We start from the raw sequence: 17,726 nt of genomic DNA on the forward strand, positions 1-17,726 counted from the left end.
ATGACGACAGAAACAAAGAACCCACTGTTCAATCGACGCCAGTTGCTGGGTACCACAGCCTTTGCGGCGGCAGCCGGCGCAGCTGGTATCGGCAGCGCACTGACACTGTCTGGTGCCACGGCGACAGCCGCGCATGCCGAAGGTCAAGACCACCTGGTCGAGCCCGGTGAACTGGATGAATACTACGTGTTCGTTTCCGGCGGTCAGTCGGGCGAGGTGCGCGTTGTCGGGCTCCCTTCGATGAGAGAACTCATGCGCATCCCGGTCTACAACCGCTGCAGCGCGACCGGCTGGGGGTTGACGAACGAGAGCCGCAAGGTCCTCACGGAGGGCCTGCTTCCGCAGACCCGCGAATTCCTGGCGACGCGTGGTGGTGTTTACCAGAACGGCGATCTGCACCATCCGCATCCATCGTTTACGGACGGCACCTACGACGGCCGGTACCTGTTTGCAAACGACAAGGCGAATACCCGCGTCTGCCGAATCCGTCTCGACGTGATGAAGTGCGACAAGATCATCGAACTTCCCAACCAGCATACCGTGCACGGCCTTCGCGTCCAGAAGTACCCCAAGACGGGATATGTGTTCTGCAACGGAGAAGATCGCGTTCCTATACCGAACGACGGCAAGGTTCTGGACGATCCCAAGCAGTATCATGCGGTCTTCACGGCCGTTGACGGCGAAACGATGGAAATCGCCTGGCAGATCATCGTTGATGGCAACCTCGACAACGTCGATGCCGACTATCAGGGCAAATATTGCTTTGCGACATGCTACAATTCCGAAGAGGGCGTGAACCTTCCGGAGATGATGGCCAAGGACCAGGACTGGGTGGTCGTCTTCAACCTCAAGAGGATCGAGGAAGCGGTCGCGCGCGGAGACTTCAAGAAGATCGGCGGGGTGCCGGTGCTGGATGGTCGCCATGGCTCGGCCTACACCCGCTACATTCCGGTTTCCAACAGCCCGCATGGGATCAATACGGCCCCTGACGGCATTCATGTGGTTGCCAACGGCAAGCTCTCGCCGACCGTCACGGTCTTCGACGTTCGAAAGTTCGATGATCTTTTCGACGACAAGATCAAGCCAAGGGAGACCGTTGTTGCAGAACCCCAGCTCGGTCTCGGCCCGCTCCACACGGCCTATGACGGGCGAGGCAATGCCTATACGACGTTGTTCATCGACAGCCAGGTGTGCAAGTGGAACATCGAGGACGCAATTCGTGCCTTCAAGGGAGAGAAGGTCGATCCGATCCGCCAGAAGATCGACGTTCAGTACCAGCCGGGTCACAACCATACATCCATGGGGCAGACAAAGGATGCGGACGGAAAGTGGCTGATCTCGCTGAACAAGTTCTCGAAGGACCGCTATCTCAATGTCGGCCCTCTGAAGCCGGAAAACGATCAGCTGATCGACATTTCTGGCGACAAGATGGTTCTCGTCCACGACAACCCGACCTTCGCCGAACCGCATGACGCGACCATCGTACATTCCTCGAAGATCAATCCGGTCAATGTTTGGAACCGCGAGGACGTCTTCTTTGCCGACGCGGTCGCCCAGGCAAAGAAGGACAACATAGATCTTCTTTCGGACTCGCAGGTGATCCGGGATGGAAACAAGGTGCGCGTCTATATGACTTCGGCGGCACCTGCCTTCGGTCTTGAATCCTTCAACGTCAGGCAAGGCGACGAGGTGACAGTCTACGTCACCAACATCGACGACGTCGAAGACCTGACCCACGGCTTCTCGATCGTCAACTACGGCATACAGATGGAGGTTGCCCCGCAGGCCACTGCATCGGTCACCTTCACGGCCGACAAACCAGGGGTCTACTGGTACTACTGCTCGTGGTTCTGCCATGCGATGCACATGGAGATGCAGGGGCGCATGCTGGTCGAGCCAAAGGCGGCGTGATGGCGTCCCTTGCCAAGATAGCGCTATTCGGGATGGCGGTCGCAACGACCGCCGTTCCAGCATATGCTTTTGCGACAGAGCATCGGCTGACGTCAGATGACGATCTGTCCGTGCAACGGGTTATCGACGCGGCTGACGGCGGAGACAGGATAATATTGGCACCGGGCACCTATCGCGGTCGCCTGGTTGTCGACAAGCCGATTGTCCTGGAAGGAGAGCGAGGCGCAATCATCCTCGGCGATGGCAAGGGAAGCGTCGTTACGGTTTCGGCGGCTCAAGCCATTGTTCGCGGACTGGAAATTAGGGGATCCGGCTTTGATCTTGCAGGACTTGATTCCGGGGTCTTCGTCAGCCAGTCGGCCACCGGCGCGGTGGTCGAAGACAATGTCATCACGGGAAACCTGAACGGCATCTATCTGCACGGGGCGGCGGGCTCTGTTGCCCAACGAAATCGCATTCAAGGCGTTGCTGCCGGACGCATGAGCGAGGCTGGCAACGGCGTTTCATTGTGGAACGCTCCCAATGCGAAGATCATCGACAACGATATCAGCTTCGGAAAAGATGGCATTTCGACGAATGCCAGCAAACGCAACCTCTTCAAGGGCAACCGCTTCCGCGATCTGAGGTTTGCGATCCACTACATGTACACCAACGACAGTGTGATCACGGGCAACATCTCCGAGGGGAACCTCGTCGGCTATGCGATCATGTTTTCAAGCCGGCTTACGATTACCGACAACGTATCGGACGGTGACCGGGATCACGGATTGCTGCTCAACTTCGCGAACGGATCGACCATATCAAAGAACAAGGTGATCGGCCGACTTCAGGCGTCCGATCGATGGATCATGGGGGGCACGCGATCGGAATCCGCGGACATGCCCGGCATCGAAGCTGGTTCCCTCGGCGGTGAGGCAACGCGGCTCGGGCCTGAGAAATGCGTTTTCATCTACAATGCAAACCGCAACGTCCTTGAGGACAATTCTTTTGAAAATTGTGCCATCGGCATTCACTTCACCGCCGGCTCGGAAGGCAACGAGATTGTCGGCAATGCCTTTGTCGGCAATCGCAATCAGGTGAAATACGTCGGCTCGCGCTACCTCGACTGGTCGAAGAACGGCCGCGGAAACTACTGGAGCGACAACCCGTCCTTCGACCTCAATGGCGATGGCGTAGGTGACAGCCCCTACCGTCCGAACGACATCGTGGACACGGTTCTTTGGACCCACCCGCAGGCGAAGATTTTGACGACAAGTCCAGCCGTACAGATCATTCGCTGGGCGCAGGCCCAGTTTCCCTCACTGTTGCCTGGCGGCGTGATCGACAGCAAGCCGCTGATGGCGCCTCCTTTTGGGAAGGATGCAATACAATGACATCGACGGTCTGTCTCAAGAACGTCTCGAAGCTCTATAAAGACGTGCATGCCATCGAGGACGTTTCCTTTTCGCTGGAGGAAGGGGAGCTTGTGGCACTCGTTGGACACAACGGGGCGGGAAAGACGACGCTGATCAAGGCGATCCTTGGTCTCATTCGACCGACCGGTGGAACCGTAAGGGTGCTCGGCGAGGATCCCGTTTCCGGCAATCTCGGTGTCCGCAAGGACGTCGGATACCTGCCGGAAAGCGTGTCGTTTCATCTGGCGCTGACAGGCAAGGAGATCCTTTCCTTCTACGCCAGACTGAAGCGGGTTCCAATGAGCGGTTGGCAAGGCCTCTTCGACCGTGTCGGACTGGCAAAGGCCGCTGCAGACAGACCGGTCAGAACCTATTCAAAGGGCATGCGCCAAAGGCTGGGATTGGCGCAAGCGCTGTTGGGAGAACCACGGCTTCTCCTTCTCGACGAGCCGACGAGTGGCCTTGATCCGGCTCTGAGGAGAAGCTTTTACGACCTGATCCTGGAATTCAAGCGCAAGGGAACAACGGTCCTGCTGTCCTCACATGCTCTCAGCGAGCTGGAGGAACGGGCCGAACGCGTGGTCATCGTCAATCGCGGACGCAAGATCGCCGACGGCAGCCTGGACGAGCTTCGACAGATTGCCTGCCTGCCAACGCATATCCGCTTCAAGCCGAGCGCCAATGTCGGCGTCGACCAGTGGTCACGCGGCTCGGTCAAATGGCTGGAGCGAAAGGACAAGTTTCTGGAAGCCAATATCGATCACAGGGAGAAAATAGCGGTGATCTCTGCCGTAACCTCGGATCCGGACGCACTGACCAGCATGACGATCATCGAACCGACGCTCGACGATGTCTACGCGCATTTCCTTCAAGGACAGGGAAGAAAGCCGTGAAAAACATACTGATCATAGCGCGCAAGGAGATACAGGAGGGCCTCAGAAACCGCTGGGTCGTGGCGGTCACGCTGCTGCTTGCCTCGCTTGCATTGACACTTTCCTTCCTCGGAAGCGCGCCGACCGGGAATGTCGGCGCCGGCCGTCTCGACATTGTCATCGTCAGTCTCTCAAGTCTCACGATCTTCCTGGTTCCGCTGATTGCACTGCTTCTTTCACACGACGCCATCGTCGGCGAGATGGAGCGCGGCACTTTGCTGCTTCTTCTGAGCTATCCAGTCGGACGCAAACAGGTCGTTCTCGGAAAGTTTTTAGGCCATACGCTTATTCTCTCTGTCGCAACGTTCGTGGGCTATGGTGCAGCTGGTGCTGCCTTGGTCGTTGCAGGTACTGCGGTTGATGCTCAAAGCTGGATCGCGTTCGCCTTGATGATCGGATCTTCCATTTTGCTGGGTACGGTCTTTATCGCGATCGGCTATCTGGTCAGCGCGTCTGTCACGCAGCGCAGCACGGCTGGCGGCATGGCCTTGGGTATCTGGCTGTTTTTCGTGATCATCTATGACATGGGCCTGCTTGGCGCTCTCGTCTCGACAAAGGGGGAGGGCTTTTCGCCGGGACTCTTAAGCGCTCTTCTTATGGGCAATCCCACGGACGCCTACCGACTTCTCAATCTGGGATCACAGACGGCCGGATCGGTATCGGCAATCGCTAGCGTTGCCGCCAATTCGATGCTCACGCCCGCGCTTTTGGTAACCTCGCTCATGCTGTGGGTTGCCATTCCCCTTTTGCTCGCAATGCTTCGTTTCTCCTGGAGGGAACTGTGACCCGCCCCGTTGTCATATCATTCATGCTCGCGGCCCTGTTCCTTTCAGGTTGCGAAAAGACCGAGACGCCGATCCCGAAGCCGATCGAACTGACATCGGAAGCCGTCGACCACTTCTGCGGGATGAATGTCCTGGAACATCCCGGCCCCAAGGGCCAGATCATTCTGAGGAGCGGGGGTGAACCGGTCTGGTTCAGCTCGGCCCGCGATGCCGTGGCTTTCACAAAGCTTCCGGAAGAGCCGAAAGATGTCGCGGCCTTCTATGTCTCGGATATGAGCCATGCCGACAGCTGGGAGGCGCCCGGACCTTTGAACTGGATCGATGCCAAGACGGCGTTCTACGTGGTCGGCAGCCAGGTGCATGGCGGCATGGGTGCGCCGGAGACCGTCCCATTCTCGCTCCGTGCCGACGCCGACACTTTTGCTCGGAAGAACGGTGGCAAAGTGCTCACTTTCGAGGAAATCGCTGATCACGACGTGCTGCAATCGACATCCGAGCCGTCTCAGAATGCAAAGGTTGGGAGCAATGGATAAGGTGGTCACACGCCGGCGTGCCATCGGCATTTTTGCTGCTGCGGGCGGATTGCCTTTGCTCTTGTCGGCAACGGCGGCACGGCCCTCGCGGTCAACGATCGTCTGGAACGGTCAGGCGCTTGGGGCTCCTGCCAAGCTGATCCTGAACGATGATGATGCAAAAAGGGCTGAGCGGCTGATCGAAACTATCGTGGTCGAAGTGGCCCGCCTGGAAAAGGTCTTCAGCCTTTACAGGGACGATTCGAGCCTTGTCGAACTGAACCGTGTCGGCGGCCTGGCTGCGCCGCCGCCGGAACTTCTGGCCCTTCTGGAAAAGTGCTCGACCTTCTTTGAAGCAACCGGCGGTCTGTTTGATCCGACTGTTCAGCCCGTCTGGAAGCTCTATCGCGATCATTTTGCGTCGACAGCCGCTGGCGAGGACGGCCCGGATAAAGGCATCCTGAACGCCCGTCTTCGTCGCGTCGGTTTCGATGCGTTAAGATTTGGCGCGGGCCGGATTGCGTTTTCCCGTCCGCAAATGGCGATAACGCTGAACGGCGTAGCCCAAGGGTTCATCACGGACCGCGTGGTCGATATGCTTCGCGACGCCGGTATCACCAGCAGCCTTGTCGACATGGGCGAAGCGTGTGCGATCGGAGCTCAATCGGACGGCAATCCATGGCGGGTTGGTCTTGCATCAGGCGAAGACAGTTCGGATCCGGATACGGTTTTACCAATCGTCAATCGGGCGGTTGCGACCTCGAGCCAGACCGGCTTCTCGTTCGACGAAGCGGGACGGTTCGGACATATTCTCCATCCGAGGATGGGTGTGGTGCCGCGATTATATCGGCGGGTAAGCGTAGTCGCAAAAGACGCGGCGAGCGCGGATGCACTGTCTACGGCATTCAATCTGATGGAGGCAAACGCCATACGGGACACACTTGACAAATTCCCGGACGTGTCCGTGGATCTTGTTGACCTTAGCGGCATTGGGCAGAGGATGGGACAGACACTGTCACTGGAGAAGCCGCACACCAATGGCGGTTGACGCCGGGTTGCCAAGTTGGGACTTTCATAGCGGACAATGACTCAAATGCGCGATGATTCCGAGATCAGTCTGCCAGTTGCGCCGCCGATTCTACTCGGCGAGGGAAGTTGCGCGTCAGGCTAACGGGTGTTCCAAGGGTTGACGATCACCAGATCAATCCCATGGAAAACCGGCACATTACGGGTTGCCGGTGCGCGTCAATTCCTGGCTCGTAAGGCGTCGTAGGCCGTTGACTGGATTCTCTGTTCCGAACGCCTTCCAGGACGACGAGCCGTCGCTCGCGCGGCTCACGCTGGCATATGGCGTAGTGCGTTCGAAAATCCATGCGAAGCGAGGCCGGCAAGATCGAAGCGCCATCGTTCGGTCAGATCGCTGGTGACGCATTCGTCGCGATTTCGTGCGTGACTTGAAATGACGTGATGGCTCAAGCCGGGGAAGCGTCACTAGCCGGAAATTGTCCCGAGCCCATGATGCAATTGTCGTCGGCGTCCTGCCGCTGTTCGCGAGAGCGATTTCATCGTCGTCCGCCGACGCTGATCGTGTGGGCCAACAACGACAAGAACTTCCCCGCCGAAGGCGCGCATCCCTACGCGATCTCCCGGATGCAGAATTGCATCTTATCGATATCGGCCATTTCGCAGAACGAGCGGGACGTGATGGCGCCGCTCATTCACGACTTTCTTGACCGAAAATTCGCTTGGAAGAACTGAACTCAAAGCCGCGCAGAAACCGGATGTGATGGCAAGGCATTTCGTTCATGCATCGACGTGTGCCAGTGCAGCGGGGTGGCAACGTGCCACCTCTTTAACAAGTCCTTTCAGTATCACGGGAATAAATATCCAAGACCTATTGTAGTTTAAATTGTATCTACTTTGAATATGGGCTATCCTAGCGCCGTCTGGCCGAGAAGAGCCGTTTTGATACTATAAACACACAGACTTAATCTAGGAGAATTCGAAGAAATGGGACATAGTTGATGTCCCGTTTGATCTCTTGTTCATGGTTCTGGGCGAGTCGCCCGGCAGCGATTGGAGATATGTCATGCCAGCCAATTGGTATTTAACTCAGCATCTTAACCCCAACAACGGCCGGATCGAGTGGCCGGGGGGGCCGATCACAGGCGTCGACCCAGGCTATGATCCCAAGTGGGTCGAGGCCTGGGCCGTGCAGGGGGGCGGCTTGAGCGCAACGCAGATCTGGATGGGCCCCAGCCAGAGCACCACCCAGAGTTCTTGGTCAGGGTTTACGCCGGGCTCCTGGGCTGCGGCCGAGCCTGGGTGGAAAAACGGAAACTTCCAGCCCGGGTTGGCAATGGGGATCTCGCTCCTGGCGCTACGCAACAACGCCACAGGCACTTATGAGTACGAGTGGTGGTTTGAGGTAGTCATGCTTCAGTAGCAGCTCTCGGCAACGTTGAGCTAGGCATTAGATGGAGGGATGAAATGGTCATCGACAAGGATGATTTTATTAAGAATTTCGAGGAGCAGATCCGCAACCTTGAGAGCTTGAAGAAGGCGGCTCAAGACGGAATCGACAGAGCCTACCAAAACCTCAAGCGAATAAATGACGGGGATTCTATAGAGGAGGTTTTTCGTGTCCCGCCAAAGCAATAAGGTAAGACCGTATGTCCGTCTTAGAGGCTGAGGTGGCTCGCCCTACACTCGTCTTCCGAGGGTGCTCGGATAGGCGGAGCCGATCCTCATCACAGGAGACGAGCCGTGGCAAATTATAAAGAAGCTTTTGTTGGAATCGATGTCGCCAAACTGAAGAATGCGATAGCGATTGCGGGCTTCCTGACGCTTGCTGCGTTCGGTAACATCTCCCGGTGAGGCAATATGGGGGGGTCAATTGTGCATGTCGCTTGACAGTATCGTGCGCATGGCCACCGAAATTCCATCAAGTGTTTGAACACCGGACGCAATCACGTCCAGGCCATGAGACATTACCGCTAGCTTGGTTTCCGGGAAATCGCGCGCTATTGCGATGCCCCTGGAGAACTTCAGGACTGTCTCATTTTCACGGAAACCAGGCTCCAGTAGTTCTGCTCGCGGGCAGACTGAGCTCGCGAACCACATTCGCAAGAATAATCAGTCCCCAAGCTGTCCGGGGGCATTCCAGTGAGTCTTACGCTTGTTCTCTAAGCAACTAGCGCCTGCAGGTGAAGCAACGTCCTGTCGGCGATCTTGCGTTCTTTTAGAACCTTGACCGTCTACATGATGTTCGGCGCAGGACCCTGCCGGCCGATGACGTGGGAGAAGCACCTCTGCAACCACTTCCTCGCTTGCATGCAGTCTGAACTGCTGAGGCGCGCACGAAGCGGAACAAAACCACAATCAGTCCGCTCGAGGTCCAGGTCACGGCCTCGACGACCATCGAACGAGGGCGAGCAATGTGTTAATCGTCCTGGAAGGCACGAGATTAGAACGGACGCATCAATGGCTGGGTCGGGTGGTGAACGCATATCTCGCAAGCTCGCGGCGCTGGCGGCCAAGCTCCGCTGAGGCCGGCGGGCTGTCGAATGGGACTGCACAAAAATCGAGAATACTCACTGAGGGACAAGACAATGGACGATTTTCATATGAAACGCATGATCCTTGAATTCCTGAAAAAGCACACCTTGGCGGTCATTGCGACCTGCCATCGTAATGGAACGCCGGAGGCTGCTACGGTCGACTTCTCGGTGCGCGACAATCTTGAGGCCGTGTTCAGCACTTTCAAGGACACGCGAAAGTTCGACAATCTCGCGGACCGTCCCGGCGTCGCGTTCGTAGTCGGATGGAACGACAATATCACGGTTCAATATGAGGGTGAGGCAACAAGGGTTCCTGCCGCGGATATCGAACAATACCAGGAAGCTTATCTCAACAGCGTTCCGGCCGCGAGGGAGTTCATCGAGAGAGGGGCGGTGATGTTCAAAGCGACGCCGCGGTGGATTCGATATTCCGATTTCAACAAGGAGCCTCCCGAGCTGATCGAGATTCAATTCTGACAGACGCAACGGCTTCGGGTCGCCGTCCGAGGGCGTCGGCTACATCGTGACACCCGCCTTGAGGGCAAGATAACCTAGAGGATCGCTGAGGCTCAGCAAACCCGATCATCAAGACAAATGTGGGCGCTCCCAAAGCTCGCGAATCATGGGCTCGGGCGACGTGTTTCGTTCTCGGGAGAACCAATCGCGATGACCCCGAACGAACGCGTGGGCCAGACTGGTTTTCGAACGGGCCGGGCGCGTCGTCACACTTCAGCCCGAGAACCCTGCGCCGCTGTCGCGCGGTGCAGTAGCGCTTGCGTTTCTGGGCGACGCTAAGCGAGCCACTTCGTGGATCGTCCGCGCTCTGACAATGGACCCTGACGATTTGACGACACAGTACAATGCCGCCGCCGTCTATTCGATCGTCGGTGAGCTCGACACGGCGATGCACATTCTCGAAGCCTACATGCAGCGTGTTGCTGACGATATGTTTGATGTCATTCGCCATGACGATTGCCTTGAACGCATCAGGGACCATCCGCCTTACGATCGTTTGGACAGCGGGGGCTTGAGTTCACAACGTTGGCAATCTCATTGCTGCCTCGATATTTCCGGTTTCCCGCGCCTGACATTGTCGGAGTGCTAGACCTGCCTTTACCGGTTCGAGATAAAGGTCCCGTCATCGTCGTTCGCAACGCGATCTCTATGGTTGCGTCACCCCGGCGAAGGCCACCAGATCGGCCACCGTGAAGTTCCCAGGCGTGGACGAAGGAAGAATAGGTGTGAACCCGCCGGCGACGTTCAGATAGGATGACGCATCCCGCTTCAAAATCCGGACAAACGTCTCCGCCACGATCCTGGCGCCGACCGGACCCAACTGATTTCCGCCCTCGAGCACCGCGGCCTCGCGAAGGACGTAGTACCACAGAGGCGTCTTGTTCTGCAGCAAACCACCGCTGGAATTCAGCACAGCCACTTCGGCTGCTGGCAACCCAGATGTCAACTGCGTCGCAGTCATGGGCGCGATGCCGAATGAGCTGGCCATGCCCTGTCCGCTCGGTAGACCGAGAGCGAGCGCGCGCCGGAGGTTTCTCGTTGCCAGAACCGCCATGATTCCTGAGAATCCGGGTAACGATTCCAATCCGCTAGCCATGAAGCTATCGATTTTCCGGGCCTTATTGTGAACCGGCACTGATACTCCTGTGTCAAAGAATGCGTTGAAGTCAACGACCCAGTTGGAAAAGACCGGCAGCTTTGGATTGCGATTGAACTCAAACACCTTTCCGAGTGCAGCGTTCGGGAAATTGAAATTCACCCAGTACGTATCACGGATCATACTGTGGCCGAACCGGTAAGCTGCCACGGCGAACTCGACGGGCATTCGGAACGAGCTACCGACAGCAGCGGAAACGCTCGCCATCGCGTTGTTCACGGCAACCCCGCCGCAGATTCGTTCCAGAAAGTCATGCACCACGGCCCATTGGTAGTGATGGGTCACGATTCGTTTGGCTTCTGCGAAGATGTCGCCCGCAAACGCTACTGCCACCAGCAGATCAACGACAGCATTATGGAAACGTAGCATAGCGTGGTGGAACTGCACGACAATCAGATTCTCGTCGTTGCGCGGATCGCCGATCGCGGCAGTATTCGTACCCTGCATGCGGGGCACATCCCAGTTCGTCTGCTGGATCATGCCCGATTGACTACCGTTGCTACTGGGGCCTCCCGCGAGAGCTGGAGTATTCGTGCCCCTATGCAGCCTAATTGCGGTCGCTGGACCAGATGAAGGAAAGAGGTAGAGAAAGGGATCTAAGCCAGGCCCGCGGCCGTAAACGGAATCGAGATCGAGAGTCGGGCTTCGCATGTTATTGATCGTATTCGCATCCGTATCGGTGTCGAGAGTCGACGAAACGTCGAACGTGATGTCATGGTCCACAAACTGACCAAAATACGTGAAGCCCGCTGGGATCGAAGACACGCCCGCGTCAGCCGGATTGTGAGACGAAGGATTAGGATCACGGCCAGCGTCTCCCATCATGTCACCGAGTTGGCCAAGGAGTGCTTGTGTCGCGACATTGAATGGCAACTTCGTTGCCGCACGGGTGGCCGCTGACGACATGTATCCGAAACGATCTGCACAGGCAGAAGTCAGCCCGGGAAAGGGGAACCAGTAGAGCGGAATTTTAGCGCCATGAAAACGTCGAATCCCCGGCTCTAGTGCAGGGATAGACTCTCTGAGATCTTGCGGCAACGCCCCCATTGGAAGCTCCGCCGGCTTGATGCGATTCGCGCTGGCCAACAGTTGCTCCAGCGATACGGTGGGCCTCAGATTCATTTCAGTCACGCGCTTCCGCAGCTCCGACAGTACGATTGGCTTTGGGTTGACGAAACCCTTAGGAATTGACGTCTCCTTAAGAAACTCGCGGACCGGCTCGGGGATTTCGGAAGTTGCGGCTGGGTTCACTGTGTCAGCTTGTCGCCTCGTCGCATCGACTCGCGTAGCTGTCTGTTTCGCTGGGGCTTTCTTTTTTGTGACCATGCTTGACCTCTTCGAAAATGAATTCAAGAAGTGGCACCTCACCCGACGGAAAGAGGGGCCTTCAACAAGTTGGGATTATCGGCACTGCGGGATAGAGAAAGGCAAAGGAAAATTGCCGACCGTCAGGTTAGCGACCTTCCAACTTTTGCTAGCGGGCGATGACGAAACACGCTTCAACCGATACCTTCTCCCGAAAGGACCAAGCAAGAAGGCCATGAGGGGCGCCCCCGGCTGGAAGAACCAAGCATCGAGTCTCAGCACCTTCTCGCCCGGTCAAGCTCCAAAGGACCAGCGGGTAACACACATTTAAGCTCGTCGGTCGACGACATTATCGAAGCGGGCTGGCATCGCATAACCTCCAATCCCGCTCGGTTCACAATAGATGCGGCAGTACCCATTGCCACCTTCCCACGGTGTCACATTTTAACGAGTTTGCCTAGCCGGAGGCGGGTCGCTGCGGCGGCGACCACGTTTCCTTTTAGCTCGTATAGATGCAGCGCTGCGGACGCAGCGGCGACCGCGTCGTCCCGTCGGCGGGAGGCTTCGAGCACGTGAGAGAGGTCGACCAATGCATCCGCGTGGTCGTTGACGAAGTCGGTCGCTTCGGCGATCGCCAATGCCTCGCGCGCGAGCGCCTCCGCTGCCTGGATCTCTGCCTGCCGTGCGAGCACGCGTGCGCGCACGCGGCGCCAACGGACCTGCGTCACAAGATCGCCGCTCGCAGCCAGCTGGGAACTGAGCTTAGCAAAGTCCTCGGCCTCCTCGTCGCGTCCCTGTTCCAGGATGACGACGGCAAGCGACGCGGCCATCGTCGAGCGGAACGCGCGCTCGCCCATCTCCTCGAGTGCGCGGTACGCCGCGCGCGCGCTTCTCTCGGCCGCAGCTGGGTTCCCGGCGAGCAGCTCGACGACGGCCTCGTGCTCGGAGGACGCCACGTAGAGCGTTAGGCCGAGATCTGCGTAGGTGGCGTTGCTCGTCGCGATCAACTCGCGGGCAATAGCAAAGCGTCCGACAATTGCGTTCAGGCATGCGAGCTGGCGGAGAATCGCAGCCTCCGACTCGGGGCTTTCGCGCACCTCCGCACGCATTGCCTCGCAACGGTGGATGCCCTCGGCCGCGGGGGTGGGCCCGAACCAGAGCGAGGACGCAATCCACGTGAGAATCTCGTTGTGCTCATGCCGATCGCCTGCCCGTCGCGCGTGGGCAGCGGCGCGCTCCCACGCCGCGGCCGCCGCCTCGCCGCGAGCCCCGTTGAAATAAAGCCACGCCTCGAGGCGTCGAGCGCGGCACAGACCGAGGTCGTCCCCTAAGCGCTCAAAGACTGGGATCACAACGGCCGCGGCGCGTGCCGCCTTCTCTAGGCCGCCCGCCTCGCCACGGAGGAGATGTAGGAACTGCCGCTGGACGAGTACGCGCGCTACCAGGCGCTGATCGCCGGCGGTGGCAGCGAGCCGCTCCGCCTCGTCCAGCACGCGCCCGGCATGGTCCAGCCGGCCGCTTTCAATCAGCGCGCCGCTCAGCTCGGCGAGGAGCGCGATCCGCTGTAGATCATCGGTGGGAAGCAGCCGAGAAACCCGCTCGAGCAGCCCGATCGCCGCAGGAAGGTTGCTGCGGACAAGTGCCCGCCGCCCGGCTGCCTCGAGCCGTTCGCACGCCCGGGCGGCAAGCGAAGCCGTGTGCACGTCGCGCGGGCCTAGCGAGACACGGTACTGAAAGGCCTGTTCGAGGTGATAGCCGACAATCTCCTCGAACTCGCGCATACGGTCTGCGGCGGTTAACTCGAGCCAGGCGGCGAAGCGCTCGTGCAGGTCGGCGCGAGCGTTCTTCGGCAGGGAGCGGTAAGCGGCGTCGCGGATCAGGACGTGACGGAAGCGATAGGCCTTCTCTCCGGCGAACGTCGGCGCCTCCGGGCGAATGAGATCCCGGCGGACGAGTGCGAGCAAGCCGTCCCCCAGTGCGTCTAGCGCGGGGCCGGCGAGCTCGTTGACGGCGCTCCGATGGAATACTGCGCCCTCGACAGCTGCGGCGGTCAGGATGGCGCGCTCAAGGAAGGGGAGGCTCTCGAGTCGGGCAGCGAGAAGGGCGTTAATTGTCGACGGCACCGGCAGCTCCGAGAGATCCGAGCGAGCAACCCAGCAGTCCTCGTTACGCCTGAGCAGCTCTTCCTCAATGAGCATTGCCACAAGCTCTTCCGCAAACAGCGGGTTACCGCCGACGGCGCGTGTGATCGTCGACTCAACCGCGGGTGATAGCGGGAGTCGGTCGAGCAGATTCAATATCATGTCGCGGGATTCCGCTTCGCTCAGCGGCTCAAGCGCGACGGTCGTCGCATTTGTCTTCCCGCGTCCCCAATCGGGCCGTATATCGAGCAATTCCGGTCGTGCCGCCCCGACAACAACTATGGGGAAACCACGCGAGAAATCTACAAGATGCTCGATTAGGTCGAGGAACGTTGGGTCGGCCCAATGGAGGTCTTCCACCACAATCACCAGCGGTCGTTCCCGTGCGAAAACCTCGAAAAGTCGCCGAACGGCCCAGAACGTCTCCTCGCGGGTGCTTGGGTCTCCCTGGCCGAACCCGAGCAACTCAGCTATGCGCTCGGTGATGAGTTTGGCCTTGTCGACTCCAGCAAGGATTTCTGCAATGGCCGCCACGGACTGCTTGCCGGTGTCTCCGCCCCCGACCCGTGTGATCTCACGGACAATATCCGCAAGCGGCCAATAAGTAATGCCCTCGCCGTAGGGCAGGCATCTGCCGTGCGCGACAATCATCTCGCTCGGGAGGCTTCCGGTGACTTCCGAAACAAGCCGCGATTTTCCTACCCCGGCCTCGCCCAGTACGGTCAACAGGTGGGAGGTTCTATTGCTGATCAAGTCACCATAAATGGCGCTGATAATCGCACGCTGGCGCTCGCGTCCGACGAACGGCGCCTCGAACCGGCGTTGAAAGCCTGTGGCGCGGGCTATGACGCTTACAACGATGATGGCAGGGAATTTCTCGCCGTGCTTGACCGCACGCGCGCTACTGGACTCTACCACAACTGCGTGGCGAACCAGCTTGTATGTTGCTTCTCCAATCAGGATTTCGTTGGGCGCGGCGGCCTCCTGGAGACGCTTGGTAACACGCACAGCCTCGCCAGTGAGAAATCGATGTCCCTGGCTGTCGATGCCAGTAAAAACCTCCCCGGTGTTGAGGCCAATCCGATGAGTCAGCTGGACGCCCCAAACAGTCTCAAGCTCATGGTTGAGCGTCGCAAGTGCATCACGCATCTCGACAGCGGCGGATACTGCCCGTAGTGCGTCATCCTCGTGAAGTACCGGCACGCCAAACACGGCCATGATCTCGTCACCGAGGTATCGCTCCACGACTCCACCATGCCGCTGGATAGTAGAGATCATCTCATCAAAGTAGCGGGCGAGTAGGTTCCGGAGTGCCTCCGGATCGAGGGTGAGGCTAAGACGAGAAGAATCAACGATGTCGGCGATAAGAATTGTTATCGTCTTCCGAACGTCTTGGGCCGGTTTTCGGCTGGGCTCAGGCCCGGCCATCACAATTCCCTCGTCGGGTTATTGCCATGCCTCCAACTCGCACCGCTTTCGCTTCGGCCGGATCTTAAGTTTTGGTTCCGGATGTCGAACTCCATGTGAGCCTTCCATCTCTTCCAGGGATTTGGGGTATGCTAGCACCTGTTCCTTTAGCGCTCCAGCGGCGTGCTTGACTAAGAGAAGCAGCTCTAAGAGACCAGAAGCCTGCTCCCGGCTTCCAGCAGGGAAGGCGACCAATGACTTCGTCAGATGGACCTGATAACCGTGCAGTTCAACCTCGATGCCAGGTTGCAGAACGCGATAATCCTCTAGTGCGCCGTTGCCAAAATCGAAGCGGCCTAGCTCTTCCCGGTGCAAGCCTTGGCTGTGGTCACGGAGCGAACGGCTGCCTTCTTCACAAGCGGCATCGATTGCGTAAAAATCACTCGGCCTGTGCGACAGGCTTTCACAAAGGGAGGAGCAAATGGCAATCGGGTTGACACGACGTCACGTTTTAGTCGCGGGAGTGAGTCATGCCGCCGTTTCCATCGCGGGAACCTTCGCGTGGGCGCCTTTAGCAACGGCAGAGGAGCAGATTGGCTCGATCACTTGGGCTTTGCCCAGCATCCCCAATACGCTTTTCATTCCGGGTGCCTGGACGACCTATACTGGCGCGATCATGTCGCTTGTCCAGGAAGGACCGCTAACCTTTGGCGACGATCTCACTCTCGAACCAGCTTCGGCCGACAAGTGGGAGCAGGTCGATCCTATAACCATCAAGTATCACCTCCGGAGCGGCGTCAAGTTCGGTGACGGAAGTCCGCTCACGGGCGACGATGTCGTCGCCACCTTCAATTATCACATGAGCCCGGACTCCGGGTCGCCACTCGCCTCCTTTTACAATTCAGTAGAGAGCGTTGAGGCGACGGCCGCCGATGAAGTGACCGTCAAATTGAAGGCACCGAACGTGCAGTTCGCCTTCACCGCCGCTCACATGGCGGGATTCGTCTTCAAGAAAGAACAGCTCGCAGACAAGAACATCGGCTCGCCTGAGGTTCTGCCGCTGGGGACCGGCCCGTACAAGATTGTTGAATTCGTTCCGTCAGATCATGTCATTATCGAGGCGCGCGATGACTATTGGGGGCCGAAGCCAGTGGTCAATCGGATCACTCTCCGAGCGATTCCAGATCGGCAGGCCCGGCTTCTCGCCATGCGGCAGGGCGAAATTGACGGTACCTTCGATCTCGCCATCTCAGACGTCGACCAGTGGAAGGCGCTAAGCGACGTCGCCATCAACGCCAAGCCATCGCTTGGCGTGTTTGCCCTTATTCTCGACCATTCGGCGCCGCCGTTCGACGATATCCATGTGCGTCGTGCCGTAGCCCATGCAGTGGACCGGGAAGGCTTGGTCAAGGCGCTCCTGAAGGGCTACGGCGAGCCGGCGACGGAATTGAACCCGCCCGAAATGTGGTCGGGAGTGCTGCCTCCTGACGAGGTTCGCGCCTTCTACGCTACGTTGCTACCGCACTATAGGTTTGACTTAGACAAGGCGAAGGCCGAACTGGCACAATCCAGCCATGCGGACGGCTTTGACGTTACCATCCCAGCATCGACTGACGATCCTTATATGGTCAACATCATGCAGTCGGTGGCGGAGAACCTGAAGCAGATAGGTATCCGCGCGCACATCCATCCCGTCGACAACAACACCTGGTTCACGAACTACGTCAACCACGACGAACTAGGCATGCAGATCATGGCGTACTATCCGGACTACGCCGACGCCGCCAACTATCCCGACCTCTTCTTCTCGAAGCGGAATGCTGAGAAGGGTCGCATGAACGGGTCGAACTTTAAGAACGACGAAGTCGAAGCGGAACTGAAGACCGCCAACGAGAACGCCAATCCGACGGCGCGCGCCAATGCGCTGAAGCGCGTGTTCGAGATCGCCCACGAGGATGTCGCAGTCGTGCCGATCTTCTGGCCCCACTCGGCGATGGCGATCAACAATAAGTACAAGCTCACCGGCTACACCGCCTTCTGGTATAGTATTCCGTGGGCGACCCGGGGTTTCGGTCTAAAGTAAAGGATCGCTGCGCTGTTTTGGCAC

General features: G+C 58.4%; 13 protein-coding genes and 1 pseudogene. 12 read left to right on the forward strand and 2 right to left on the reverse strand.

Features of this window, described 5'->3' with window-relative positions:
- The 11 genes and pseudogenes from nosZ to ATY80_RS17645 all read left to right on the forward strand — a co-directional run bounded on the left by nosZ (position 1) and on the right by ATY80_RS17645 (position 10,199).
- Positions 1-1,911 (forward strand): TAT-dependent nitrous-oxide reductase, encoded by a 1,911-nt coding sequence (gene nosZ / locus ATY80_RS17600; protein ID WP_088693677.1) that lies wholly within the window; start codon positions 1-3, stop codon positions 1,909-1,911.
- On the forward strand, positions 1,911-3,284 hold the full coding sequence (locus ATY80_RS17605; RefSeq protein ID WP_088693657.1) for a nitrous oxide reductase family maturation protein NosD: 1,374 nt from the start codon (positions 1,911-1,913) through the stop codon (positions 3,282-3,284). Before nosZ ends, ATY80_RS17605 begins: the two co-directional genes overlap by 1 nt.
- Entirely contained in the window at positions 3,281-4,198 is a 918-nt protein-coding gene (locus tag ATY80_RS17610; protein WP_088693658.1) for an ABC transporter ATP-binding protein, read from the forward strand. The genes ATY80_RS17605 and ATY80_RS17610 overlap by 4 nt, the downstream gene beginning before the upstream one ends.
- Positions 4,195-5,022, forward strand: a complete 828-nt coding sequence (locus ATY80_RS17615; protein ID WP_088693659.1) for an ABC transporter permease subunit — start codon at positions 4,195-4,197, stop codon at positions 5,020-5,022. Before ATY80_RS17610 ends, ATY80_RS17615 begins: the two co-directional genes overlap by 4 nt.
- Positions 5,019-5,555 carry a nitrous oxide reductase accessory protein NosL gene (locus ATY80_RS17620; RefSeq protein WP_189637194.1) on the forward strand — a complete coding sequence of 179 codons (537 nt, stop codon included), beginning with the start codon at positions 5,019-5,021 and terminating at the stop codon, positions 5,553-5,555. Before ATY80_RS17615 ends, ATY80_RS17620 begins: the two co-directional genes overlap by 4 nt.
- Positions 5,548-6,582, forward strand: coding sequence for an FAD:protein FMN transferase (locus ATY80_RS17625; RefSeq protein ID WP_088693660.1), 1,035 nt, complete (start codon positions 5,548-5,550; stop codon positions 6,580-6,582). The genes ATY80_RS17620 and ATY80_RS17625 overlap by 8 nt, the downstream gene beginning before the upstream one ends.
- A gap of 518 nt (positions 6,583-7,100) precedes the next feature.
- Positions 7,101-7,292: pseudogene (locus ATY80_RS29650) on the forward strand (alpha/beta hydrolase); the annotation flags it as partial.
- Positions 7,293-7,623: 331 nt separating this feature from the next.
- Positions 7,624-7,980, forward strand: coding sequence for a hypothetical protein (locus ATY80_RS17635; RefSeq protein WP_088693661.1), 357 nt, complete (start codon positions 7,624-7,626; stop codon positions 7,978-7,980).
- Positions 7,981-8,024: 44 nt separating this feature from the next.
- Entirely contained in the window at positions 8,025-8,195 is a 171-nt protein-coding gene (locus ATY80_RS29030; protein WP_189637195.1) for a hypothetical protein, read from the forward strand.
- A gap of 950 nt (positions 8,196-9,145) precedes the next feature.
- A complete protein-coding gene (locus ATY80_RS17640; RefSeq protein WP_088693662.1) occupies positions 9,146-9,571 on the forward strand; it encodes a pyridoxamine 5'-phosphate oxidase family protein in 426 nt (141 codons plus the stop codon).
- Between the two features lie 352 nt (positions 9,572-9,923).
- Entirely contained in the window at positions 9,924-10,199 is a 276-nt protein-coding gene (locus ATY80_RS17645; RefSeq protein WP_088693663.1) for a hypothetical protein, read from the forward strand.
- Positions 10,200-10,256: 57 nt separating this feature from the next.
- Here the strand turns inward: ATY80_RS17645 and ATY80_RS17650 are convergent, their stop codons facing one another.
- Complete coding sequence (locus tag ATY80_RS17650) at positions 10,257-12,092, reverse strand: heme peroxidase family protein (protein ID WP_088693664.1); 1,836 nt, start codon at positions 12,090-12,092, stop codon at positions 10,257-10,259.
- Between the two features lie 416 nt (positions 12,093-12,508).
- Positions 12,509-15,640, reverse strand: coding sequence for an AAA family ATPase (locus tag ATY80_RS17655; RefSeq protein ID WP_088693665.1), 3,132 nt, complete (start codon positions 15,638-15,640; stop codon positions 12,509-12,511).
- A 460-nt stretch (positions 15,641-16,100) separates the two neighbouring features.
- Between ATY80_RS17655 and ATY80_RS17665 the strand changes: the two genes are divergently transcribed.
- The gene (locus ATY80_RS17665; protein ID WP_088693667.1) at positions 16,101-17,702 is read left to right on the forward strand and encodes an ABC transporter substrate-binding protein; all 1,602 of its coding nucleotides are present in this window, start codon (positions 16,101-16,103) and stop codon (positions 17,700-17,702) included.
- Positions 17,703-17,726 lie beyond the last annotated feature (24 nt).

Source organism: Rhizobium sp. R711 (assembly GCF_002211365.1).
GTDB lineage: Bacteria > Pseudomonadota > Alphaproteobacteria > Rhizobiales > Rhizobiaceae > Rhizobium.